General features: G+C 65.5%; 19 protein-coding genes. 11 read left to right on the top strand and 8 right to left on the bottom strand.

What is annotated here, in order from left to right; translation table 11 throughout:
• Nucleotides 1-54: 54 nt before the first annotated feature.
• From KVF90_RS10340 to KVF90_RS10350, 3 genes are all read right to left on the bottom strand, one after another.
• A complete protein-coding gene (locus tag KVF90_RS10340) occupies nucleotides 55-504 on the bottom strand; it encodes a MaoC family dehydratase (RefSeq protein WP_264391501.1) in 450 nt (149 codons plus the stop codon).
• A 94-nt stretch (nucleotides 505-598) separates the two neighbouring features.
• A complete protein-coding gene (locus KVF90_RS10345) occupies nucleotides 599-1,987 on the bottom strand; it encodes a DUF5935 domain-containing protein (RefSeq protein WP_264391502.1) in 1,389 nt (462 codons plus the stop codon).
• Nucleotides 1,980-2,219 carry a hypothetical protein gene (locus KVF90_RS10350; protein ID WP_264391503.1) on the bottom strand — a complete coding sequence of 80 codons (240 nt, stop codon included), beginning with the start codon at nucleotides 2,217-2,219 and terminating at the stop codon, nucleotides 1,980-1,982. The genes KVF90_RS10345 and KVF90_RS10350 overlap by 8 nt, the downstream gene beginning before the upstream one ends.
• An 89-nt stretch (nucleotides 2,220-2,308) precedes the next feature.
• Here KVF90_RS10350 and KVF90_RS10355 point away from each other — a divergent pair, with 89 nt between their 5' ends.
• From KVF90_RS10355 to KVF90_RS10375, 5 genes are all read left to right on the top strand, one after another.
• Nucleotides 2,309-3,562, top strand: coding sequence for a TIGR04063 family PEP-CTERM/XrtA system glycosyltransferase (locus tag KVF90_RS10355; RefSeq protein WP_264391504.1), 1,254 nt, complete (start codon nucleotides 2,309-2,311; stop codon nucleotides 3,560-3,562).
• A gap of 6 nt (nucleotides 3,563-3,568) precedes the next feature.
• On the top strand, nucleotides 3,569-4,573 hold the full coding sequence (locus KVF90_RS10360) for a hypothetical protein (protein WP_264391505.1): 1,005 nt from the start codon (nucleotides 3,569-3,571) through the stop codon (nucleotides 4,571-4,573).
• Between the two features lie 290 nt (nucleotides 4,574-4,863).
• Nucleotides 4,864-9,504, top strand: coding sequence for a glutamate synthase large subunit (gene gltB, locus KVF90_RS10365; RefSeq protein WP_264391506.1), 4,641 nt, complete (start codon nucleotides 4,864-4,866; stop codon nucleotides 9,502-9,504).
• Nucleotides 9,505-9,526: 22 nt separating this feature from the next.
• Nucleotides 9,527-10,963: a glutamate synthase subunit beta gene (locus tag KVF90_RS10370; protein ID WP_264391507.1), complete on the top strand. Its 1,437-nt coding sequence runs from the start codon at nucleotides 9,527-9,529 to the stop codon at nucleotides 10,961-10,963.
• Nucleotides 10,964-11,079: 116 nt separating this feature from the next.
• The gene (locus KVF90_RS10375) at nucleotides 11,080-11,562 is read left to right on the top strand and encodes a hypothetical protein (RefSeq protein WP_264391508.1); all 483 of its coding nucleotides are present in this window, start codon (nucleotides 11,080-11,082) and stop codon (nucleotides 11,560-11,562) included.
• 87 nt (nucleotides 11,563-11,649) lie between these two features.
• Here KVF90_RS10375 and KVF90_RS10380 read toward each other — a convergent pair whose 3' ends face one another.
• The 5 genes from KVF90_RS10380 to KVF90_RS10400 form a co-directional block, all read right to left on the bottom strand.
• Nucleotides 11,650-12,342, bottom strand: a complete 693-nt coding sequence (locus KVF90_RS10380; RefSeq protein ID WP_264391509.1) for a nitroreductase — start codon at nucleotides 12,340-12,342, stop codon at nucleotides 11,650-11,652.
• Nucleotides 12,343-12,411: 69 nt separating this feature from the next.
• Nucleotides 12,412-13,410: a hypothetical protein gene (locus KVF90_RS10385; protein WP_264391510.1), complete on the bottom strand. Its 999-nt coding sequence runs from the start codon at nucleotides 13,408-13,410 to the stop codon at nucleotides 12,412-12,414.
• A gap of 90 nt (nucleotides 13,411-13,500) precedes the next feature.
• Nucleotides 13,501-14,721 carry a 5-aminolevulinate synthase gene (gene hemA / locus KVF90_RS10390; protein WP_264391511.1) on the bottom strand — a complete coding sequence of 407 codons (1,221 nt, stop codon included), beginning with the start codon at nucleotides 14,719-14,721 and terminating at the stop codon, nucleotides 13,501-13,503.
• Nucleotides 14,722-14,894: 173 nt separating this feature from the next.
• Nucleotides 14,895-15,692 (bottom strand): glutamate racemase, encoded by a 798-nt coding sequence (gene murI / locus KVF90_RS10395; RefSeq protein ID WP_264391512.1) that lies wholly within the window; start codon nucleotides 15,690-15,692, stop codon nucleotides 14,895-14,897.
• A gap of 34 nt (nucleotides 15,693-15,726) precedes the next feature.
• Entirely contained in the window at nucleotides 15,727-16,707 is a 981-nt protein-coding gene (locus KVF90_RS10400) for a LuxR C-terminal-related transcriptional regulator (RefSeq protein ID WP_264391513.1), read from the bottom strand.
• A 122-nt stretch (nucleotides 16,708-16,829) separates the two neighbouring features.
• Between KVF90_RS10400 and plsY the strand changes: the two genes are divergently transcribed.
• The 6 genes from plsY (at nucleotide 16,830) to KVF90_RS10430 (ending at nucleotide 23,188) form a co-directional block, all read left to right on the top strand.
• Nucleotides 16,830-17,420 (top strand): glycerol-3-phosphate 1-O-acyltransferase PlsY, encoded by a 591-nt coding sequence (plsY, locus tag KVF90_RS10405; protein WP_264394476.1) that lies wholly within the window; start codon nucleotides 16,830-16,832, stop codon nucleotides 17,418-17,420.
• 97 nt (nucleotides 17,421-17,517) lie between these two features.
• Complete coding sequence (gene dprA / locus KVF90_RS10410) at nucleotides 17,518-18,660, top strand: DNA-processing protein DprA (protein WP_264391514.1); 1,143 nt, start codon at nucleotides 17,518-17,520, stop codon at nucleotides 18,658-18,660.
• A 121-nt stretch (nucleotides 18,661-18,781) separates the two neighbouring features.
• Nucleotides 18,782-21,367, top strand: a complete 2,586-nt coding sequence (gene topA, locus KVF90_RS10415) for a type I DNA topoisomerase (protein ID WP_264391515.1) — start codon at nucleotides 18,782-18,784, stop codon at nucleotides 21,365-21,367.
• Nucleotides 21,368-21,466: 99 nt separating this feature from the next.
• Nucleotides 21,467-21,766: a hypothetical protein gene (locus KVF90_RS10420; RefSeq protein WP_264391516.1), complete on the top strand. Its 300-nt coding sequence runs from the start codon at nucleotides 21,467-21,469 to the stop codon at nucleotides 21,764-21,766.
• A 2-nt stretch (nucleotides 21,767-21,768) separates the two neighbouring features.
• On the top strand, nucleotides 21,769-22,443 hold the full coding sequence (locus KVF90_RS17395; RefSeq protein WP_319641018.1) for a response regulator: 675 nt from the start codon (nucleotides 21,769-21,771) through the stop codon (nucleotides 22,441-22,443).
• Nucleotides 22,444-22,510: 67 nt separating this feature from the next.
• Nucleotides 22,511-23,188 carry a lysoplasmalogenase family protein gene (locus KVF90_RS10430; RefSeq protein WP_264391517.1) on the top strand — a complete coding sequence of 226 codons (678 nt, stop codon included), beginning with the start codon at nucleotides 22,511-22,513 and terminating at the stop codon, nucleotides 23,186-23,188.
• Nucleotides 23,189-23,209 lie beyond the last annotated feature (21 nt).

A 23,209-nucleotide genomic window follows, 5' to 3' on the forward strand; every position in this document is an offset into this window, starting at 1 on the left:
CGGAGCTTGCAGCTCTGGGTCCCGGCCTTCGCCGGGATGACGATGGGTGCTAAATTACACGAAGTACTGCGTGATCCACTCTGCCATCAGGGCGGGCTTGTCCTCGCCTTCGATCTCGATGGTGATCTCGCAAGTCTGCTGCCATTGGCCCGGGCGCTTCTCGACCATTTCGGTCAGCTTCCAGTGGCCGCGGATGCGCTTGCCGGCGCGGACGGGGGCGATGAAGCGGGTCTTGTTGCCGCCGTAGTTGACGCCCATCTTCACGCCGTCGATGCGCGGCGCGCCGCCCTGGGCTCCGAGGTAGGGGATCATCGACAAGGTCAGGAAGCCGTGCGCGATGGTCCCGCCGAACGGGGTCATCTTGGCCATCTCTTCGTTGACGTGGATGAACTGGTGATCACCGGTCGCTTCGGCGAACTGGTTGATGCGTTCCTGGCTCATTTCGGCCCATTCGCTGGTGCCGATGTTTTCGCCGACCTTGGCGGCCAATTCCTGCGGGCTCATGGCGCTCCTCCTCTTTATCGGGCGGCACGATCCTGTAACCGCCACATGCGTTTGCGCCGCGCTTCATGGCGCAACACAAGGGGGAGCGCAACGCCTAGACCTGTGCCGCTACGGCACCGCGCATCTTGTCTGCGATTGCCTGCCGCCGCGAGACGCTGCGTTCCAGCAGACCCTTGGCCGAATCGATTCTGAGACAATAGGTGTTGAGCCCGATCTGCAGGCCGACCAGCATCAGCATCACCGGCTGATAGGCGATCCCCTGGAAGGTCGCGCCGACAAGATAGATCAGCGCGCCCATCTGCAATGCGGCGGCGAGGGGAGAGATCCACCGTTCCGCCTCGGCCTCGGCGTTTTTCCAGCGGCGCTGGATGCGCTCCATCTGCCACAGGCCGATGGCATGGAGCGACAGCCAGATGATCAGCCCCGGCCAGCCCTGTTCGCCCAGCATCTCGAAGACCGAGGAGTGATAGGCGCGGCCTTCGTCCACGACCTCGCGATAGGTCACACTGGTGGTGTTCCCGTCGACCTCCTTGACCGGCATGACATAGGTGAAGCGGTTGCCGCGAAACGCGTCGAACCCGCCGCCCAGCGGCTTTTCGGCGGCATAGTCGATGGTCCATTCCCACACCGCCACACGGGTGGAGGCGCTTTCATCGCCGCTTGGCGCAGCAAGGGTCGCCATGCGGTCGTAATAGGACTGCGGCAGGAACGGCAGGGCGACGAGGCCGAGCAGGCCGGCGGCAGCAATGAACATGAAGCGCCGCTTGGTGTAGCGCAGCATCAGCACTGCGAGGGCTGCAATGCACAGCAGGCCCGTGCGCGCTTCGGTGCCCACCGGCACGAGCAGACAGGCGAAGGTCAGCGCCGCGGCAAAGGCGGTCACCGTCCAGTGCGGGCGGAAGATCGTTCCGTGGCGGACGAACCACCACAGCATCGGGATCAGCCCGATGGCGACCGTGGCGAGGGTGGAGCTTTCGTAGATTCCGCTGTTATCGTCGACGAAGAAATTGAGCTCGCCATAGCCGCCCCCGCCGGTGACGACCTTGAGGCCGGTGGCGATCACGATGGTTGCGACCGACAGCAGCAGCACCAGCGCCAGCCCCTCGATCCGCGCGCGGGTGGTGAGGGTGAGGGGCAGGAAGATCGCGAATAGCAGCGCCTTCCACACCCAGTCCCACTTGGTCGCCGCATCATCGGGGAAATCGGCGTGGCCGGTGGTCCACCAGCAATAGAGCAGCAGCGCCAGCATCAGCCCCTGCCTCAGGGTAAAGCGCGCGCCCTCCTTGCGGTCGAGCGCGACCCAGCCACCGAAGGCTGCGGTAAAGGCGATCAGCGAAACCGGCAGGCTGGCGATCAGCGAATAGCCGATCCGCTGCGGGGCAAGGATGTCGATATAGACATAGAGCAGCACCCACAGGAACGGACGCCTGAGGCCGAGCACCATCACGTAACCAATGAAGGCGAGGAAGACGAGATCAAGCATCGCTGGCCCTGTCGCTGCCTGTTCCGCTCTCTGCTTCGCTCTCGTCGCCGCCCTTGCGTCCCCGCCGCGCAGCATTGCGCCCGGCCGCGCTGGTGGCCTTGCGGTTGCTGGTCGTTTCGGAGGTGAGCTCGCCGATCAGCGGATCACTGTCCAGCCCGTCGCGCGTCACCAGCCGCAGCAGGGCGATGGCCATAAGGCCATGTCCAAGGGCAAGCGCGAGATAATCAATCATGGGACGGCGGTTCCGGGGCGGGGCGATAGGGCAGCATTACCCGCAGCCAGTTGACGCGGCGTTAAGCACGCCTGCGATAGGCACCGGGCATGACCCGCGTTCTCCACGTCCTCGATCACTCGCTGCCGCTCCACAGCGGTTACACCTTCCGCACCCGCGCTATCCTCAAGGCGCAGGAGGGGCACGGGCTTGAGGTGCGCGGGATCACCGGACAGCGGCACAATCTGGAGGCTGCGCTGAACGGCTCGCCCGAGGAGGCGGACGGGCTGATCTTCCACCGCACCCCCGGCACGCCGTCAGGCCCGCCGCCGCTGCGCGAGCTGGGCGAGATCGAGGCGCTGGCTTCATCGATCCACGCGCTTGCGCAGGAGTGGCGCCCCGACATCATCCACGCCCATTCCCCCGCGCTGTGCGGCGCGGCGGCGCAGCGCGCGGCGCGGGCGCTGGGCCTTCCCTTCGTCTACGAAATCCGCGCTTTCTGGGAGGATGCTGCGGTCGGCAATCTTTCAGGCACCGAGGGCAATCTCAAATACCGCCTGACCCGCGCGCTCGAAACGCGGGTGGCCAAGGCGGCGGACGCGCTGTTCACGATTTGCCACGGGTTGAAGGATGATCTGGCCGCGCGCGGCATTCCGGCCGAGCGCATTCATGTGATGCCCAACGGCGTCGACCTGGGCCTGTTCGGCGATCCGCCCACGCGCGATGATACGCTGGCGGCAGAGCTGGGCATTGCGCCGGGCGCTCCGGTGATCGGCTATATTGGCAGCTTCTATGCCTATGAGGGCGTCGACGATCTGATCGCGGCCATGCCGCTGCTCCGGCAAACGCATCCGCAAGCGCGGCTGCTGCTGGTCGGGGCAGGGCCGATGGACGCCACTTGGCGCGCGGCGGCGGCTGCGCTGCCAGAGCCGGAAGCGGTGATCTTCACCGGCCGCGTGCCGCACGGCGCCGTCGAACGCTATTACTCGCTGGTCGATGTGCTCGCCTATCCGCGCAAGCGCCAGCGTCTGACCGATCTGGTCACGCCGCTCAAGCCGCTCGAAGCCATGGCGCAGCGGCGGCTGGTGGCCGCGTCATCGGTCGGCGGGCACCGCGAACTCATCACCGATGGCGAAACCGGAACGCTGTTCCCGCCCGATGATCCCGCCGCCTGTGCCGCCGCGCTCGCCCGCCTGCTCGATGCGCGCGAGGGCTGGGACGCAATGAAGGACCGCGCCGTTACCCATGTCCGCACCCGCCACGACTGGGCGGCAAATGCGCGGCATTATCTCTCTGTTTACCATCTCTTGCTAGCTCGGAACCAAGGCGACAGCACACAGCGCGTCGCCGCGATAACGGGGTGATTTTGCATGAAGCTGGGGCAGCAGGGTCGGTCGAAGCAGCGCAAGCGCAGCGTGTCGAAGGACCGTAGCAAAGCAAAGCTGGCGTCGCACAAGGCATTTGCGCCCCTGCTGGGGTTGTGGGGCGGGCTGCTCGGTGGTTTGGTCGTGGTGGTGCTGCCCGGTGCGATGGTCGAACAGGCCGTGGGCGGTACGCTGCTCTCGACCTGGGATGTTCTTCCGCAGCCCTTGCTGGCTTTGATCGCCGCGTTGCTGCTGGGCGTTGGCTTGTTCGCGGTGGCGGCCGACATGCACAGCCGTGCGCAGCGGGCGTCGGCCGGAACCTCGCTGGTCAAGGCTGCCGCGCGCCGGATGCGCCCGATTGATCCGGTCCGCGATCTTGGCAGCAAGAGCCTCGATGACCCGATCGAGACCATGCCCTTCGCCACGCCCGCGTGGCGCGATGCAGACCTTGATGCGACCGCGGCCAAGCCCGAGCCTGCGCCCGAGACTGAAGCTGCGCCCGAGCCTGCACCTGCGCCTGTGTCGGACCTTCCGCCGGCTCCGGTCGCGCTCGACCTGTCCGAATTTGCCGAACTGCCGACCCGCAACGCCGTGTGGGTCGAGGAACTGCCCGTCGCCAAGCCTTCGCCCGTTGAAGAACCCGCACCTGTGGCCGAGCCCGTCAGCCCCCCGCGTGCGCCCGCCCTGCGCGCGGTGGTCTCCCCGCCGGAGCCCGGCACGGCAGCGCTCGCCCGTCTGCGCGCCGTCCCGCCGAGCGAGTTGAGCCTCGTCGAAATGGTCGAACGCTTCGCCGGAGCCCTCCACGAACACCGCGCCACGCCGCCCAGCCGGACGCTGAGCGGGGCCGATCTCGCCGCCCGTGAAGCCTCTCTGGCCGAGGCGCTGAAGGCACTTGCCGCCCTGAGCGGGGATGCGACCGTCAATGCGGCGCTCAAGGCCCGCGACGAGCCGCTGCGCGCGGCACTCGCCCAGCTCAACACGCCCCGCAGCATGGGGCGCGGTGCGGCCTGAACGAAAGCCCGATCGGGGCAGTGCGCGCAAAAGCTGCAACCAACCCTGACCGGGTTTGCACAGCGCGCAATCTAAGAATAGTTTGAATAGGTCTGCGAGAAATAATACTTCGCGCAAACCCATTGCCAAACCAGCTTCCTGTCGGCATGAGGGGCCCGAAAACGGGCAAGCGCGGACCTTGATCAAGGCCTGGGCCCGCCCGAGTGACCTGCCATCAGGCGTGTTCCCTGCATGAGCGATCATGCCCTCGGGTTCGCGCCTGTCGGCATCTGACAGATCGGACTTTTGCCATGGGATATCCCTCCTCCCAGGGTCTTTACGACCCCGCCAACGAACACGACGCCTGCGGTGTCGGCATGGTTGCGCATATCCGGGGCGAGAAAAGCCATGGAATCATCGCCAGCGCGCTCGAAATTCTCGAGAATCTCGATCATCGCGGCGCTGTGGGTGCCGACCCGCTGCTGGGTGACGGCGCGGGGATTCTGATTCAGATTCCCGATCCGCTGATTCGCGGCTGGGCTGATGCGAACGGCCACGATCTGCCCGCCCCCGGTGAATACGGTATCGGCATGTGCTTCCTGCCGCAGGACGAGGCCGCCCGCGTCTTCGTCAAGGAGCGGATGGAGACCTTTACCGCCAAGGAAGGCCAACGCTTCATCGGCTGGCGCGATGTGCCGACCACGCAGGACGGCCTCGGCGCTGCGGTGATCGCCTCGATGCCGGTGATCCAGATGGCGGTGATCGCGCGCGGGGCGAACTGCGCCGATCAGGACGCCTTTGAACGCAAGCTGCTGACCATCCGCAAGCAGGTGCAGAACCCGCTGGCGCAGCTCGCCGAAAAGCACGGCCTGCCCGGCGTGACCGAGACCTATATCCCGAGCTTTTCGACCCGTACGCTGGTCTACAAGGGCCTACTGCTGGCGACGCAGGTGGGCAGCTTCTACGACGACCTGCGCGATCCGGCTTGCGTGTCGGCGCTCGGCCTCGTCCACCAGCGGTTCAGCACCAACACTTTCCCGAGCTGGCGTCTGGCCCACCCGTTCCGCTTCATCGCCCATAATGGCGAGATCAACACGGTGCGCGGCAACGTCAACTGGATGAACGCGCGCCGCCGCACCATGGAAAGCGAGCTGCTCGGCCCCGATCTCGACAAGATGTGGCCGATCATCCCGCATGGGCAATCGGACACAGCCTGCCTCGACAACGCGCTCGAACTGCTGATTGCGGGCGGATACTCGCTGGCCCACGCGATGATGATCCTCATCCCCGAGGCGTGGAGCGGCAATGCGCTGATGAGCCCCGAGCGCCGGGCGTTCTACGAATATCACGCCGCGCTGATGGAACCGTGGGACGGTCCCGCGTCGGTGTGCTTCACCGATGGCCGCCAGATCGGCGCGACGCTGGACCGCAACGGGCTTCGGCCCGCGCGCTTCTGCGTTACCAAGGATGACATTGTCTGCCTCGCTTCGGAAAGCGGCGTCCTGCCGTTCGCCGAGGCCGACATCGTGCGCAAGTGGCGGCTCCAGCCGGGCAAGATGCTGCTGATCGACCTCGATCAGGGCCGCATCATCGAAGATGACGAGCTCAAGGCCGATCTCGCCAATGCCGAGCCTTATGCCGAGTGGCTGCATCAGGCGCAGTACAAGCTGGCCGACATCACCGATGTGGTGCCCGAACTGGCGGCGATCCCGGCGGAAGAAGGCACGCTGCTCCAGCGCCAGCAGGCCTTCGGTTATACGCAGGAGGACATCTCCCGCTTCCTCGAACCGATGGCGGTGGATGCCGATGATCCGATCGGGTCAATGGGCACCGACACACCGATTGCCGTCCTGTCGGACCGTGCACGGCTGCTCTACGACTATTTCAAGCAGAACTTCGCGCAGGTCACCAACCCGCCGATCGATCCGATCCGCGAGGAACTGGTGATGAGCCTCACCAGCATGATCGGCCCGCGCCCGAACCTGCTGGGCCGCGATGCCGGGACGCACAAGCGCCTCGAAGTCGATCAGCCGATCCTCACCAACGAGGACCTCGCCAAGATCCGTTCGGTGGAAGAAGCGCTCGACGGCGCGTTCCGCTGCGCGACGATCGACATCACATGGGACGCGAAGAGCGGGGCCGAAGGCCTTGAGATGGCGTTGAAGGAAATGTGCTGGGCCGCGACCGAGGCGGTGCTGCAGGATCACAACATCCTCGTCCTGTCCGATCGCGGGCAGAGCGAAGACCGCGTGCCCATGCCCGCGCTTCTCGCGACCGCCGCCGTCCATCACCATCTCGTCCGTCAGGGCCTGCGCATGCAGACCGGCCTCGTGGTCGAGACCGGCGAGGCCCGCGAAGTGCATCACTTCTGCGTGCTTGCAGGCTACGGCGCGGAAGCAATCAACCCCTATCTCGCCTTCGAAACCATCGAAGCGTTGCGGGTGAAGCGCCACGCCGATTTGCCTGCCACCAAGGTGCAGCAGAACTTCATCAAGGGCGTGGGCAAGGGCATCCGCAAGGTCATGTCCAAGATGGGCATTTCGACCTACCAGTCCTATTGCGGCGCGCAGATTTTCGACGCGGTGGGCCTGTCGACCGCCTTCGTGGAGAAGTACTTCACCGGCACCGCCACCACCATCGAAGGCATCGGCCTTGCCGAAGTCGCCGAGGAAGCGCTGCGCCGCCACGGGCAGGCTTACGGCGACAATCCGCTGTATGACGGGATGCTCGATGTTGGCGGGATCTACCAGTATCGCCTCCGCGGCGAGGAGCACGCCTGGACGCCGCAGAACGTTGCCCAGTTGCAGCACGCGGTGCGCGGCAATGATCCCAAGAACTACGCCGAGTTTGCCGCAAGCATCAACGAGCAGTCCGAGCGCCTGCTGACGATCCGCGGTCTGCTCGAATTCAAGAAGGCCGCCACGCCGATTCCGCTGGGCGAGGTCGAACCGGCTGCGGAAATCGTGAAGCGGTTCTCGACCGGCGCGATGAGCCTCGGCTCGATCAGCCACGAAGCGCACTCGACCATGGCAATCGCGATGAACCGCATCGGCGGACGCTCGAACACGGGCGAGGGCGGGGAGGAACCGTTCCGCTTCAAGCCGATGGCCAACGGCGATTCGATGCGCAGCCGCATCAAGCAGGTGGCTTCCGGCCGGTTTGGCGTGACGACGGAATATCTCGTCAATTCGGACGATATCCAGATCAAGATGGCGCAGGGCGCAAAGCCCGGCGAGGGCGGGCAGCTGCCCGGTCACAAGGTCGACAAGCGCATCGGCGCGGTGCGTCACTCGACGCCGGGGGTGGGCCTGATCTCGCCGCCGCCGCACCACGACATCTATTCCATCGAAGACCTCGCGCAGCTGATCCACGATCTCAAGAACGTGAATCCCGTCGCGCGCATCTCCGTGAAGCTGGTGTCCGAAGTGGGCGTCGGCACGGTCGCGGCGGGCGTTTCCAAGGCGCGCGCGGATCACGTGACGATTGCGGGCTATGATGGCGGGACGGGCGCTTCGCCGCTGACCTCGCTGACCCACGCGGGCTCGCCGTGGGAGATCGGCCTTGCCGAGACCCAGCAGACGCTGCTGCTCAACGATCTGCGCGAGCGGATTGCGGTGCAGGTCGATGGCGGGCTGCGCACCGGGCGTGATGTTGCCATTGGCGCGCTGCTCGGCGCGGACGAGTTCGGCTTTGCCACCGCACCGCTGATCGCGGCCGGTTGCATCATGATGCGCAAGTGTCACCTCAACACCTGCCCCGTCGGCGTTGCCACGCAGGACCCGGTGCTGCGCGCGCGCTTCACCGGCCAGCCGGAGCATGTGGTCAACTACATGTTCTTCGTCGCCGAGGAACTGCGCACGATCATGGCCGAGATGGGCATCCGCACCGTCGCCGAGATGGTCGGCCGCGTCGACCTGCTCGACACCCGCCGGATGGAGCGCCACTGGAAGGCGCGGGGGATCGACCTCGGTCGTATCCTGCATCAGGTGAAGCTCAAGGACGGCGCATCGCTGCGCCAGCGCGGGGTGCAGGAACACGGCCTCGAAGGCGCGCTCGACAACCGCCTGATCGCCGATTGCCGCGCCGCCATCGACACCAAGCAGCCGGTGCAGCTTGCCTATGACGTGCGCAATGTGAACCGCACGGTCGGCGCGATGCTCTCGGGCGAGATCGCCAAGGCGCATGGGCACGAGGGGTTGCCGACCGATAGCATCCGCATCAACCTCACCGGCGTTGCGGGCCAGAGCTTCGGCGCGTGGCTGGCCCACGGGGTGACGCTCGATCTGGTCGGCGATGCCAATGACTATGTCGGCAAGGGCTTGTCGGGCGGGCGCATCATCGTGCGCCAGCCTGCCGAGGCCCCGCGCGCGGCGCAGGACAACATTATCGTCGGCAACACCGTGCTTTACGGCGCGATTGCGGGCGAGGCCTACTTCAACGGTGTCGCGGGCGAACGCTTCGCGGTGCGCAATTCGGGCGCCATTGCGGTGGTCGAAGGCACCGGTGACCACGGCTGCGAATACATGACCGGCGGCGTGGTGGTCGTGCTCGGCAAGACCGGACGCAACTTCGCAGCCGGCATGAGCGGGGGCATCGCCTATGTCTATGACCCCGAGGGCGCGTTCAAGGACCTCGTCAACCATGCGCAGGTCGATCTGCTACCCATCGCCGCCGCGCCGGATGCCGAAGAAGGGACAGGCCGTCCGGCCCAGCGTCCGCGCTCGGTCAACGACTTCGGCATGGGCGATATGCTGCGCCACGATGCCGAGCGGCTGCGCATCCTGATCGAACGCCACCAGCTCCACACCGGCAGCAAGCTGGCGGGCGATCTGCTGGCCGATTGGGACGCGGCGCTGGGGCGCTTCGTCAAGGTCATGCCGCGCGATTATGCCGCAGCGTTGAAACGGCTCGAGGCCGAGCGCCACGAAGCCGCCAGCGTCGCTGCCGAATAGATTTCAGGAACGAGACAGTAAAATGGGCAAGGAAACCGGATTTCTCGAGCTGGACCGTCGCGAGCGGGACTATCTCGATCCCAAGGAACGGCTGAAGAACTACCGCGAATTCGTCATCCAGCCGGATGAGGGAACGCTGGCGGGTCAGGCCTCGCGCTGCATGAATTGCGGCATCCCGTACTGCCATAACGGCTGTCCGGTGAACAACCTGATCCCGGATTGGAACCATCTCGTCTACGAGGCGGACTGGAAGCGCGCGCTGGCGATGCTCCACTCCACCAACAACTTCCCGGAGTTCACTGGCCGCATCTGCCCCGCGCCTTGCGAGGCGGCGTGCACGCTCAACATCGTCGACCAGCCGGTCACCATCAAGTCGATCGAATGCGCCATCATCGACCGCGGGTGGCAGGAAGGCTGGGTCAAGCCGCAGATCCCCGCGAAGAAAACCGGAAAGTCGGTCGCCGTCATCGGCTCGGGCCCGGCGGGTCTCGCCTGCGCGCAGCAATTGGCGCGCGCCGGACATTCCGTGACCGTGTTCGAGAAGTCGGACCGCCTTGGCGGGCTGCTTCGCTACGGCATCCCCGACTTCAAGATGGAAAAGCACCTCATCAACCGCCGCGCCCAGCAGATGGAAGCGGAAGGGGTGACGTTCAAAACCTCCAAGGAAGTCGGCGTCGATATCTCGTTCAAGTCCTTGCAGGAGAACTTCGACGCGGTGGTGCTGGCGGGCGGCGCTGAAGATGCGCGGCCGCTGTCGATCCCCGGCGCGGAGATGCCCGGCGTGCGGCTGGCGATGGAGTTCCTCACCCAGCAGAACAAGCGCGTTGCCGGCGATGACGAGTTGCGCGCGGCCCCGCGCGGCAGCCTGCTGGCGACCGGCAAGCACGTGGTTGTGCTCGGCGGCGGCGATACGGGCAGCGACTGTGTCGGCACCTCGAACCGGCAGGGCGCACTCAGCGTCACGCAGCTCGAAATCATGCCCAAGCCGCCGGAAAAGGAAGACAAGGCGCTCACCTGGCCCGATTGGCCGATGAAGCTGCGCACCTCCTCCAGCCACCAGGAAGGCGTGGAGCGCGACTGGGCGGTGCTGGCCAAGCGCGTGATCGGCGATGGCGAGAAGGTCACCGGCCTCGAATGCGTGCGCGTCGAGTGGGTGGGCGGCCAGATGCAGGAAATGGCGGGGAGCGAGTTCACCATCCCGGCCGATCTGATCCTGTTGGCGATGGGCTTCGTCGGGCCGAAGAAGGCAGGCCTGCTCGAACAGGCGGGCGTGGCTCTGTCCCCGCGCGGCAATGTCGATGCCGATACCGAAAGCTACGCGACCAGCGAGCCGGGCGTCTTCGCCTGCGGCGACATGCGGCGCGGGCAGAGCCTTGTCGTCTGGGCGATCCGCGAAGGCCGTCAGGCCGCGCGCGCCGTGGACGAAGCGCTGATGGGGGTGAGCGAACTGCCGCGGTGAGCGGGGGGCGTGTCCGTTGGCGGATCTTCCCCCGCCAATAGCTGCCGTTCGGCTTGCGCCCCGTAGCGGTCATTCGAGAGGCTTGTTCCGGAAACGATGGCCGCTACAATAACCTCATGAAACCATTACGGCGTTTGACACCGAAATGTCTGTTCTGGGCCTGGGTGCTCGGCTGGGCAACGGCGGTCTATCTGCCAAGTCTCGCGATTGCGCTTTTGTCACTCTCGCCGCTTGCTGCCGGCGAGAACCTCTTGGTTGACACTTTTCAAGTCGCTGACGAAGTTTCGCCTGCTGCCAAGCTGGCTTACGCGATCCTTTTTGGCGGATGTATGTTCGCGATACGAATGGCCGGAGCAAACCGTCGATTGTTTGTCGACGCGCTTGGCGGTGCGGCCAGCATTATGCTTGTGGCGGCCTTTCTCCCCGAGTACTGGTCGAGGGGCTTCGGCATTGGATTGAACGGGATCAGGTTCGAAACAGTCCCGACAACAATTTACGTCATCGGTGGCCTTCTGAGCGGAATTGTTTTTTCCCTTGTTGAAGCGCGGTGTGTTTTGCGCAGCCAGAAACATGCAGGTGATGAAGCCGCTCAAGATTGAGTGTCGGAGCAACTTCCCACCTGATTGCTGGTGGTACCTATTGAGGTTCGCCTTCAGACACCGGAACGCCCGATCCGCAACGCAGCCCTATTCAAACCCCACAAACCGCGCCGCCTCGTCCACGCTCTTGCGCAAGGACACCACGGCATTCGCCGGAAAGTCCGGATCGGGCCAGCCGAGCGCGACCGCTTTCATGATCACCTGATCCTCGGGAATGCCCGCGTGCTCGCGCACCACCGGGCTTTGCATGATGCCCTGCGAGTTTATCACGCAGCCGAGCCCTTTGGACCATGCCGCGTTGACCAGCGCCGTCGTTACCGCGCCGCAATCGAAGGCGGTGTCGTCCGAGCCGCCAAGCTCGCGGTCATAGGTGACGATCACGCACACCGGCGCATCGAACTGGCGGAAGCCGCGCAGCACCCAGTCCTGCCGCGCGTCCTTGTCGTCACGCTCGATCCCCATTGCCCCGAACAATTGCTTGGCGACCTCGACCTGCCGGTCACGGTGGACGCCCGCAAAGGCCTCGCCCCGGCGGAATTCGCGGCTGTCGGGTTCGCCTGCCAGAATCCGCTCGGTGTTGCCCTTGCGGATGCGGTCGAGCGGTTCGCCGGTGATGACGTGGAAGTGCCAGGGCTGGGTGTTCATCGACGTGGGCGAGCGCATCGCCATCGCCAAGATGTCCGCGATCAGCGCACGCGGCACAGGCTTGTCGAGATAGCCGCGAATGCTCCGCCGCCCGAGGACGATTTCGGCGTAAGTCTGGTCAGGCGTGCCGCCCATTATGCTCTCTCCCTTGCACTACCGCCGCAGCGGCTAGCGCAAGGGAGGCGCTGTGTGAAGCGCGTGCGTTCAGCTTTGTGGCAGCAGGAAAGCGGTGGCGGCGACCACCAGCTGGCGGTTGGAATTGTCGGTGTCGCCCAGATTGAAGGCCAACACCCCTTCGCGTCCGCGCGGGCCGAAGAAGCCGCCCGCGATCGAGCCTCGGGCGACATTGCCTGTTGCCAGCAGCAGATCATTATACCCGCCATTGGACGCGCTGACATCGGCCGACCCAGTGAAGACACCGAAGCTGGTGTCTTCGGTCGACACGGTCGACCCGGTGACCAAGCGGCCCTTGAGATCAAGGTTGATCGTAACCCGCCCGGTCGCCGGATTGGCAACCAGCGTCAGGACGGAGGGTGTCATCACATAGGTGGAGCGTGCGCCATTGCCGTTATTCTCGGTCAGGGTCAGACTGCCGAAAATCACGGTGTTGCGATAGGTGACGCTGGCGGCGGGGACATCCGTCACCACAGTCGGCACGCCAAATGCGCAGAAGAACGTTCTCGGATCGGTCGAGACGAGGGTGGAGACCTGCCCGTACCGCACGTAATCGTAAGGCGTGCCATTGCCGAGGGGAGTGTTGACCGAGAAACGATCGGTAAAGCCGTTGAGGCCTGCTTTGCTGTAACGCTCGGTATTGGGTGTCGTGTCGCGATTGGTCTGGTCGAAGCTCAGTTCAAACCGCTCATCCGGCGATTGGCTGACTGTCCGGATCACGTAATTGGGTGCGGCACGGTCTGACTGGATCGTGATCGCCTGTCCGAAGCTTGAAGAAATTTGCGGCAGCAACTGCGCGCTGCGCGTGCGCGTCCCGCTGCAGATGGCGTTGAAGTTCTGCACGCCTGTCAGCTGCGCGAAGGTCTGATAGGTCGGCGTCGGAGTCGGGCTGGGCGTTGGGGAGGGGGAAGGTGTGGGCGTTCCGCCACCGCCGCCGGTGGGCGGGGGCGATCCACCACCGCTATCACCGCCGCCGCACGCAGCTAGGGCCAGCGCGAGAGCCGCGCTTGCGAGAAACCGTGTTGTCATTGATGTGCCCCCAAATTACTCAAGTGGGCACCAAACTATCCGTAAGACTATCGAAAGCAAGCCAAAATCGCCGCACGAGTGTTGCGTTTTTTACGCCGCTTTCGCCAGCTCCAGCTCCAGCCGGTCCCAGATTTCCACCAGCGCTTCGGTCAGCTCGTCCATCATCGCGTCGGTGTGGTGCGGGCCTGGGGTGAAGCGCAGGCGCTCGGTGCCGCGCGGCACGGTGGGGAAGTTGATCGGCTGCACATAGACGCCGTATTCGGCGAGCAGAATGTCGCTGATCTTCTTGGCGCGGATCGGATCGCCGACCATCAGGGGGACGATGTGGGTGACAGAATCCATCACCGGCAGGCCAGCCTCCGCAAACTTCAGCTTGAGCATCGCTGCGGCGCGCTGCTGGGCGTTGCGCTCGACACTGCTTTCTTTCAGATGCCGTACCGATGCGAGCACGCCCGCCACCAGCACCGGCGACAGCGAGGTCGTGAAGATGAACCCCGGCGCGTAGGAACGGATGCAGTCGACCACCTTGGTGCTCGCCGCGATATAGCCGCCCATCACGCCGAACGCCTTGCCCAGCGTCCCTTCGATGATGTCGATCCGGTGCGCGGCATTGTCCCGCTCCGAAATGCCGCCGCCGCGCGCGCCGTACATGCCGACCGCGTGGACTTCGTCGATATAGGTGAGGGCGTTGTACTTCTCGGCCAGGTCGCAGATCGCGTGGATCGGGGCGACATCGCCGTCCATCGAATAGACGCTTTCGAAGGCGATCAGCTTGGGCGTGTCGATATCGACCGAGGCGAGCAGCTCTTCCAGATGGGCCACATCATTGTGGCGGAACACGCGCTTTTCGCAGCCCGAATTGCGGATGCCGGCGATCATGCTGGCGTGGTTCAGCTCGTCGGAGAAAATCACGCAACCGGGCAGCAGCTTGGCGAGGGTCGAAAGGGTCGCGTCGTTGGAGACATACCCGCTGGTGAACAGCAGCGCGGCATCCTTGCCGTGCAGGTCGGCCAGTTCATTCTCCAGCTGCACGTGCAGATGCGTGTTGCCGCCGATATTGCGCGTGCCGCCCGATCCTGCGCCGACATCGTGGAGCGCGGCTTCCATCGCGCCGATCACCTTGTCGTGCTGGCCCATGCACAGATAGTCGTTCGAGCACCACACCGTGATCGGCTTGGGGCCATTGTGGCCGTGGAAACAGCGCGCGTTGGGATAGGCGCCCTTGTTGCGCAGGATATCGATGAAGACGCGGTAGCGGCCTTCCTCATGCAGCCGGTCAATCGCGGAATCGAAGATCTGGTCGTAGTTCACGTAAGCCGTCTCTTGCCTGTAGCGGCCACCGGAGCGGACGCTGGGTTCCTGCTTTGCTTTTCTATCCCGCCATAACGTGCCAGTGGCCGCTTGGTTTCGCGGATATTTAGGAGCGGGCAAAAGCTTTTGCCACAGCGATCTTTGCGAGTGTTTCGCAAGCGGTCATGCGAAAATCAGAACGCCTCTGCCGCGCCGAAGCCGCGGGCCGCCAGCGCCGATTCAAGGCCGTCTGCGCCGGTGACAGGGCCGGTGACGACGAAGCGGTTGGGGTGGGGCGCGGCGAAGCTCTGCCCTTCGAGCAGGTGGGCGATGCGCCGCGCGATGCCCTGTGCGCCGTCGATCTGGCGGACCTGCGGGCCGAAGGCGGCGGCCAGCTCGTCGGCCAGCAAGGGGAAGTGGGTGCAGGCGAGCACCAGCGTGTCGATCGGTGCGCCGTCCACCATTGCGGTCAGCCGCGCGTGGACATCCGCGATCAGCGCCGGATCGACCGGCTGGCCGCGCAGCTTGGCCTCGGCGGCGGCGACAAGTCCGGGGGCGGCCACGCGCAGCAACCGCTTGCCGCTGGCGAACTGCGCCTCAAGGTCGTCGACATAACGCTGCCGGATGGTCGCATCTGTGCCGACCAGACCGATGGTGCCGGTCTGCGTCATCGATGCGGCGGGCTTGATGGCAGGCACGGTGCCGACGATCGGGATTTCCAGTACATCGCGCACCATGCCCAGCGCGATGGTGCTGGCGGTGTTGCAGGCGATACAGGCGAGGCGCGGCTGATACCGCTCCGCCATCCGCCCCAGCAGCCCGGCCACCCGGGTGGCAATCTGCGTCTCGGTCTTGGTGCCATAGGGCAGCCCGGCCAGGTCGGCGGCGTAGATCACCGGAGCATCCGGCAGCACGGCGCGCAGCGCGTCATACACCGTCAGCCCGCCGACGCCGGAATCGAACAGCAGAATGGGGGAGGTGGGATCGGCCATCGTGCGGCGGCGATGGCCGAGCTACCTGTTCGGGTCAACTCTTTGGCGCAGGCAACGCCTTTAGCACGCTGCTGACTTCGACGCCGAGTTCGGCCAGCCTGGCCTCGCTCCACGTGTAGTATTCCCGGAAGGACACACGTCCGTCGTCATCGGTATCGGAAGCGGCGTAGAATTCGGCGACCTGCGCCGGGTCGGTGCCGTCGCCGAGCACGGCATTGCCGTTGTGGTCCTGCCCGGCTTCGACCGGAAAAGCGGGGTCGAGCAGGGCAAGGTCGATGAAAGGCGATTCCGGGCTTTCGAGGTACCCGCTGCCGTTCGCGTCGAGCTTGTCGAAAATCGGCTCGAGATTGTTCTCGATCTTGATCTCGCGCTGTGCGGGTTTGGCCCAAGTTGCGTATTCGCGCGGTGAAATCCTGCCATCACCATCGGTGTCGGCCTGCGCGTAGAAGCCGTCACGCAGCGCGCCCGTGTCGATCTGAAACGCGTCGCCGGCCAATTCGGCGGTACCATTGCCGTTCGGGGTGTAGGTCGGGTTGCCGCTTGCCCGGATGAGCGGGGGCGCCTCGTTGCCTTCGAGATAGCCCGAACGATCAGTGTCCAATTGTTCGAAGGTGACGGGCGCGACGAGCAGCAGGTCGCCCGGCTTCAGGGCCATTTCTGCCGTGCCTGAATGGGAGAACAGGATGATTGCTGCGGCGGACAAAATGCTCATGGTTGCGGCTCCTGTGACAAGGTGTCTGGTCCGCCATTGTTTCCCGGATTGCGCGGGTGTTTCGAGGTCCGGCAAGCGGGGTACCGCCTGGCCGTACCCCTCGTTTTGCGCGAGCATCCGCGCCGCTTCGAGCGATGATCCGGCATCCAGCTTGGTGCGCGCCATCTTCAGCCGCTTTTCGACCGCGTGGTGCGAAATGCCGAGGTCGATTGCGATCTCCTTGGCGGTCCGGTGTTGGAGCCACAGGCGCAGCACCTCCTTTTCGCGTTCGGTCAGCCGATCGGTCACATCATTCGCATCCATGGCGATCAGCGTAGCGGTACGCGCGACGGCACGAAAGTATGGTCAGACCGTAATCGGGCACCTTAGCCATCCAAGCCTCACTTAGGTTTAGACGAATCGCCTTGCGCGGCTATTACAGCGCGATGGAACCCGTTTTCGCCGCCCTGCTTGGCTTTGCGCTTGGCTCGATCCCCTTCGGCCTGATCCTTACCCGCGCCGCCGGCCTTGGCGATGTGCGCAATATTGGCAGCGGGAGCATCGGCGCGACCAATGTGCTGCGCACCGGCAACAAGGGGTTGGCGGCGGCGACCGTGTTGCTCGATGCGGCCAAGGCGGTGATCCCGGTGCTGGTCGCCAAAACGTTCTGGCCCGGGACCGAAGGCATTGCGGCGGTTGCGGCAGTCGCGGGACATTGCTTCACCCCGTGGCTCGCCTTCAAGGGCGGCAAGGGTTTTGCAAGCGCCGCTGGCGCGCTGCTGGCGCTCGCCTGGCCGGCAATGCTGGCCTGTGCCGCGATCTGGGCGATCACGCTGTTTGTGAGCCGCATTTCCTCCGTATCGTCGATGGTCACCATTGTCGCCGCGCCGCTCGTGGCGTGGGGGCTGGGCTACCCCAGTGTGATTGCGCCGCTGATCGCGATTGCTGCCATCGTGCTGGTGCAACACCGCGCCAATATCGGCCGGCTGATGCGCGGGGAGGAGCCGAAGGTGGGTTCCTCAGGCAAGGCATCGTGACTTCCCCTTCATCCCTTTCATTGTCACCCCAGCGAAAGCTGGGGCCTAGGGCCACACAGGGCAGCGCTTGCCGCCCTAGGTCCCAGCTTTCGCTGGGATGACGAAAGTGAAGGAAGAGGTCGCACTCACACTCACCCAAGCCGAAGCTTTCGCGCGCATTCGCCTGCTGCGCTCGCCCAACATCGGGCCGGTCAGCTATCGGCAGCTCCTCGCGCGGTTCGGCACGGCCGGGGCGGCGCTCGATGCCTTGCCCGATCTCGCCAGCCGGGGGAGGGGGCCATACCGGCCTGCCAACGCTGAAATGATCGAGCGTGAGGTCAGCGAGGTTCGCCGCGCAGGCGCGCGTTACCTGTTCCACGATCAGCCGGATTACCCCGCGTTGCTGGCCGAACTGGACTCCGCTCCGCCGATCATCACCTGCCGGGGGAGGCTGGCACTCGCCAGCGCGCCCTGTGTTGCGCTGGTCGGCGCGCGCAATGCCAGCGCGGCGGCGGTCAAGCTGGCACGCGACTTTGCCGCAGGGCTGGCCGAGGCGGGCTTCACGGTGGTCTCGGGCCTTGCCCGCGGTATCGACGGCGCGGCGCACGAAGGTGCTTTCCCGCAGACCATCGGCGTCATCGCGAGCGGGATCGACATCACCTATCCGCCGCAGCACGTCGCCTTGCAGGAGCGCATCGCGACCGAAGGCCTGCTGATCGCCGAACAGCCCCCCGGCACCGAGCCGCGCGGGCGGCATTTCCCCTCGCGCAACCGGATCATCGCAGGTTTGGCGCTCGGCACGCTCGTGGTAGAGGCCGCGCCGCAATCAGGCAGCCTCATCACCGCAAGGCTGGCGGGCGAGGCGGGGCGCGAGGTGATGGCGATCCCCGGCTCGCCGCTCGATCCGCGCGCCTTGGGGTGCAACCAGCTGATCCGCGAAGGGGCGGTGCTGGTGCAGACGCCGGACGAAGTGATCGAACTGCTGCAAAGCTTCACCGGCGCGCCGCGATCACGTTTCCGGGTCAGCGAGGGGTCGGCGGAGTTCGACTATGCCGAACTCGCCCGGCTGGACTGGGGGGAGTCGCGGGCTGATTTGAGCGGCGATATCGCGGGCCTGCTCACCAACGCGCCCATCGGCATCGACGAGCTGATCCGCCAATCCGGCGCCAGTCCGGCGGAAGTGCACATGGCGCTGCTCGAACTGGAACTGGCGGGCGATCTGGTGCGCGAGGCGGACGGCGCAGTCCGGAGGGCGGGGTGAAACCTTTTTCATCACCCCGGATCAAGTCCGGGGTGACGTAGAAGGGAAATCCCCTTGACGCTTCCCGCCGCGCCGCCCCACCCTCGCGCGTACGTACACGTAAGGACACCTCTCTCAGCTTATGCAGCTTGTCATCGTTGAATCCCCCGCCAAGGCCAAAACCATCGAGAAGTATCTCGGCAAGGACTTCAAGGTTCTCGCATCCTACGGCCATGTCCGCGATCTGCCGCCCAAGGATGGCAGCGTTGATCCCGATGCTGACTTTGCAATGGAGTGGGAACTCTACCGCGACAAGCAGAGCCGCTTCAAGGAAATCGCCGATGCTGCCAAGGGCGCATCGCGCCTCGTGCTGGCGACCGACCCTGACCGCGAGGGCGAGGCGATCAGCTGGCACGTGCTGGAGCTGCTGAAGAAGCGCAAGAGCGTGCCCGCGCTGGTCGACCGGGTGACCTTCAACGCCATCACCAAGACCGCCGTGCTGGGGGCGATGGCCAAGCCGCGCGTGCTCGATCAGCCGCTGATCGACGCCTATCTGGCGCGCCGCGCATTGGATTACCTGTTCGGCTTCACGCTCTCGCCGGTGCTGTGGCGCAAGCTGCCTGGTGCCAAGAGCGCCGGGCGCGTGCAGTCGGTGGCGCTGCGCCTGATCGTCGAGCGTGAGCGCGAGATCGAGGCCTTCCGCGCGGACGAATACTGGAGCGTCGTTGCGCGGATGCAGCACGACGGGACCGAGTTCGATGCGCGTCTGGTGCGCTTCCGCGGCGAGAAGCTGGAGAAGCTGAGCCTCGGCGCGCAAGGGATTGCGATGGAGGCCAAGGCCGCCGTGGAGGCCGGGCGCTTCACGGTCGAAGGCGTCGAGACCAAGCCGCTGAAGCGCAACCCCGCGCCGCCGTTCACCACCTCGACCCTGCAACAGGAGGCCGCGCGCAAGCTCGGTTTCTCGGCGCAGCACACCATGCGGCTCGCCCAGAGCCTGTATGAGGCGGGCGCGATCACCTATATGCGGACCGATGGCGTGCAGATGGACCCGGGCGCGATCATGGCGCTGCGCGATGCCATCGCGGCGCGGTATGACAGTGCGTACCTTCCGGAAAAGCCCCGCTTTTACAGCACCAAGGCGAAGAATGCTCAGGAAGCGCACGAAGCGATCCGCCCGACCGATTTCACCCGCGAACGCGGCGGGGCGGGTGACGAGGGCAAGCTCTACGACCTCATCTTCAAGCGCGCCATGGCCAGCCAGATGGCGACCGCGCAACTGGAACGCACCACCGTCACCTTCCGCGACGCGACCGGCCAGCACGAGCTGCGCGCCACCGGCCAGGTGATCCGCTTCCCCGGCTATCTTGCAGTGTATCAGGAAGGCTTCGACGACGCGGAAGACGATGAAAGCGGCCTGCTGCCGGTGATGAAAGCAGGCGACAGCCCGGCCAAGCGCGCCGTGGATGCCACCCAGCACTTCACCCAGCCGCCGCCGCGCTTTTCGGAAGCGTCGCTGGTCAAGCGGTTGGAGGAGCTCGGCATCGGGCGGCCGTCCACCTATGCCTCGACCATCCAGACCCTGCGTGACCGCGCCTATGTGCGGATGGAGAAGAACCGCTTCTTCGCGGAGGAATCCGGCCGGTTGCTGACCGCCTTTCTCGAACGCTTCTTCCCCACCTATGTCGCCTATGATTTCACCGCGGGGATGGAGGACGAACTCGACGTCGTTTCCGACGGGCGCGAGGATTACAAGCTGCTGCTCGCCCGCTTCTGGAAGGACTTCAAGCCCAAGGCCGACGAGGTGATGGAGAAGCTGCCTTCGGAAGTGACCGAGGCACTGGACGAATACCTCTCCGACTTCCTCTTCCCGCCCAAGGACGACGGCAGCGACCCGCGCGCTTGCCCGCTTTGCGCCAGTGAGGGCCGCGCCAATGGCCGGCTCGCGCTGCGCGGCGGCAAGTTCGGGGCGTTCGTGGCCTGCGTGAACTATCCCGAGTGCAAATACACGCGCCGCTTCGCCCAGCCGGGCGGCGAGGGCGAGGGCGGGGCCGATGACGGCGTCATGGGCCAGCACCCCGAAACGGGCGAGGACATCCACCGCAAGACCGGCCGCTTTGGCCCCTATGTCCAGATGGGCGATGGCAAGGAAGCCAAGCGCGCCTCGATCCCCAAGGACCTGGACGACTTTGATCTGGACTGGGCGGTGAAGCTGCTCGATCTGCCGCGCATCATCGGCGCGCATCCGGATACGGGGCTGGAGATCGAAGCCAATATCGGGCGTTACGGCCCATACCTGCGGCACGATGGCAAGTACGGGAAGCTCACCAACACCCGTGAAGTGTTCGAAGTCGGCATGAACCGGGCGGTCGATCTGCTGGCGCAGGCGGCCAACCGCGGCGGGGCCTCACGCGGCACGTCCGAACCCATCGCGACGCTGGGCGCGCACCCGGTCAGCGGCGGCGAGATCAAGGTCATGCCGGGCCGCTATGGCCCCTATGTGACCGACGGTACCACCAACGCCACGATCCCGCGCGATGCCAAGCCCGAGGACGTAACGCTGGCCGCTGCCATCGAACTCATCGACGCGCGGATCGCCAAGGGCCCGGCCAAGGGCAAGGCCAAGAAAAAGGCCGCTCCCAAGAAGGCGGCGGCCAAGAAGCCTGCGGCCAAAAAGGCACCCGCCAAGAAGAAGGCCGCGCCCAAGAAGGCTGTTTCTGCGACGAAATGACGTGCGGGGCGGCGCAGGCCGCCGCCCCCTGCTTCGCCACGTTGACAAAACATAAAGCATTTCCCGCCTATCACGGGCCTGCGAAAAAGGGCTCCCGCCGTGATAGAAATCGAAATCCAGAACGAGACCCACCAGACCCAGAGCCGCATCCGCTTTGCTGCGGTGCCGCGCATCGGCGAAGGCATCCGCTTGCGCGAACCGGACGGGATGTGGGCAAGCTATGACGTGCTCGACGTGTGGTACCAGAAGGCCGAATTCGGCGATGTCTGGATGCCGTACCTGCACATCCGCATGACCCCGGGTGAGGGCGTCGGCACGCTGGACGAGGATCCCTATTCGGACGATTTTGCCGCACAGGCCTATGAAACAGGCTTTGCCGCCATGGGTGGGGGACGCTGACCGTGCAGAACCTTATCAAGCGTAACACCGGCCCCAACCGCCACGCCCCCGGCGACGGCAAGACCCTGGCCGAAAAGCTCGCCCAGAACGAGGCGATGCTGGCCGCAGCTGCCGAGGAAGACGCCGTGCGCGCAGCCGAGGCTGCCGCCGCGCCGAAGCCTGCCGCTGCCGCGCCTGCCGCACCTGCTGCTCCTGCTGCCGCGCCTGCTGCCGCTCCGGCCTCGGTCGAACCCGATGAGACCGCCGCAATCGTCGCCGCCGCCAAGGCGATGCGCGATCGCTACGCCGGCCGCGAAGCCCCCGCCGCAACGACCCGCACCTGTCTGATCGTCGATGACAGCCGGGTGATCCGCAAGGTCTCCAGCAAGATCGCGCTCAGCCTCGGCTATGTGCCGGTCGAAGCGCAGGACGGCCACGAAGCGCTCGCCCGTTGCAAGCAATCCATGCCCGATCTGGTGCTGACCGACTGGAACATGCCCGAAATGGACGGCATCGAATTCGTCACCAAGCTGCGCGCCATCCCCACGCCCAAGGAGCCGGTGGTGGTGTTCTGCACCTCGAACGGCGAGGCCAAGGACATCCACGACGGCATCGCCGCAGGCGCAGACGATTACATCGTCAAGCCCTTCGACGAGGCAGCCTTGAAGGCGAAGCTGGAAAAGCTCGGGCGGGGGTAAGAGCCTGATCGTTGCCATAATTCCCGCCGAGCTCTAGCTTACCCCGGACGTCAGCGTCGGGGGCGGCATGGATCAGAGTTCAACAGCACGCAATCTGTGGCTCCTCGGCCTTGTGCTGGGCACAGGCTATTGGTTCGGTGCGGCCGCGAGGTCAGGGCTCGCCTTCACGTTTCTTGCCGATCTGCCGGGCGCACTGGTCGTCAGCTGGAAGTGCGCGGCGACCGGCGCGCTGGTGTTGAGCACCTTTCTCGCCACGCGCGGGACGCGGTTGCAGCGCCTCGCGGTGACCTTCGCCTTGATCTGGTTCGCCGATCTGATGCTCGCCGTGGGACAGGCGATTGCCTCGGGCGTGGTCTTTACCGCCGCACATCTGGTCGCGGCGAGCACCTTTGCGCAGCTTGATCCGCGCGAGCAGGCCAAGGGCCCTGCGCTGGCGCTGGCGGGTGTGGTGCTGGCTCTGGCGCTGGCAACTCTGGTGACAGTGTGGCAGCTCGGCGGATCGCCGCTGTTCGCAATCTTCCCGCTGTTCTCGGCCATCGCCACCGCGCTGGCGGCGCGCAGTACGCTGCCATTGGCGCTAGTGGCGCTGGGTTACGCTATCTTCTTCCTGTCTGATGCGATCGTAGTGGTGGACATGACCACATCGACAGGTCCGAGATCGTGGGGCTGGCTCTCCTGGCTGACTTACTTTGGCGGCCTTACGCTGCTGGCGCGCGGGCTGGCTGTCGCGGCTCAGCGGGGATAGCGGGCGGGGAACGAAGCTGGA

The organism is Porphyrobacter sp. ULC335, assembly GCF_025917005.1.
Lineage (GTDB): Bacteria > Pseudomonadota > Alphaproteobacteria > Sphingomonadales > Sphingomonadaceae > Erythrobacter.

What these genes read in the sequence shown, in the direction of transcription:
- KVF90_RS10340 (WP_264391501.1), bottom strand. Translation starts at nt 504, where the DNA reads ATGAGCCCGCAGGAATTGGCCGCCAAGGTCGGCGAAAACATCGGCACC.
- KVF90_RS10345 (WP_264391502.1), bottom strand. Translation starts at nt 1,987, where the DNA reads ATGCTTGATCTCGTCTTCCTCGCCTTCATTGGTTACGTGATGGTGCTC.
- KVF90_RS10350 (WP_264391503.1), bottom strand. Translation starts at nt 2,219, where the DNA reads ATGATTGATTATCTCGCGCTTGCCCTTGGACATGGCCTTATGGCCATC.
- KVF90_RS10355 (WP_264391504.1), top strand. Translation starts at nt 2,309, where the DNA reads ATGACCCGCGTTCTCCACGTCCTCGATCACTCGCTGCCGCTCCACAGC.
- KVF90_RS10360 (WP_264391505.1), top strand. Translation starts at nt 3,569, where the DNA reads ATGAAGCTGGGGCAGCAGGGTCGGTCGAAGCAGCGCAAGCGCAGCGTG.
- gltB (WP_264391506.1), top strand. Translation starts at nt 4,864, where the DNA reads ATGGGATATCCCTCCTCCCAGGGTCTTTACGACCCCGCCAACGAACAC.
- KVF90_RS10370 (WP_264391507.1), top strand. Translation starts at nt 9,527, where the DNA reads ATGGGCAAGGAAACCGGATTTCTCGAGCTGGACCGTCGCGAGCGGGAC.
- KVF90_RS10375 (WP_264391508.1), top strand. Translation starts at nt 11,080, where the DNA reads ATGAAACCATTACGGCGTTTGACACCGAAATGTCTGTTCTGGGCCTGG.
- KVF90_RS10380 (WP_264391509.1), bottom strand. Translation starts at nt 12,342, where the DNA reads ATGGGCGGCACGCCTGACCAGACTTACGCCGAAATCGTCCTCGGGCGG.
- KVF90_RS10385 (WP_264391510.1), bottom strand. Translation starts at nt 13,410, where the DNA reads ATGACAACACGGTTTCTCGCAAGCGCGGCTCTCGCGCTGGCCCTAGCT.
- murI (WP_264391512.1), bottom strand. Translation starts at nt 15,692, where the DNA reads ATGGCCGATCCCACCTCCCCCATTCTGCTGTTCGATTCCGGCGTCGGC.
- KVF90_RS10400 (WP_264391513.1), bottom strand. Translation starts at nt 16,707, where the DNA reads ATGGATGCGAATGATGTGACCGATCGGCTGACCGAACGCGAAAAGGAG.
- plsY (WP_264394476.1), top strand. Translation starts at nt 16,830, where the DNA reads ATGGAACCCGTTTTCGCCGCCCTGCTTGGCTTTGCGCTTGGCTCGATC.
- dprA (WP_264391514.1), top strand. Translation starts at nt 17,518, where the DNA reads ATGACGAAAGTGAAGGAAGAGGTCGCACTCACACTCACCCAAGCCGAA.
- topA (WP_264391515.1), top strand. Translation starts at nt 18,782, where the DNA reads ATGCAGCTTGTCATCGTTGAATCCCCCGCCAAGGCCAAAACCATCGAG.
- KVF90_RS10430 (WP_264391517.1), top strand. Translation starts at nt 22,511, where the DNA reads ATGGATCAGAGTTCAACAGCACGCAATCTGTGGCTCCTCGGCCTTGTG.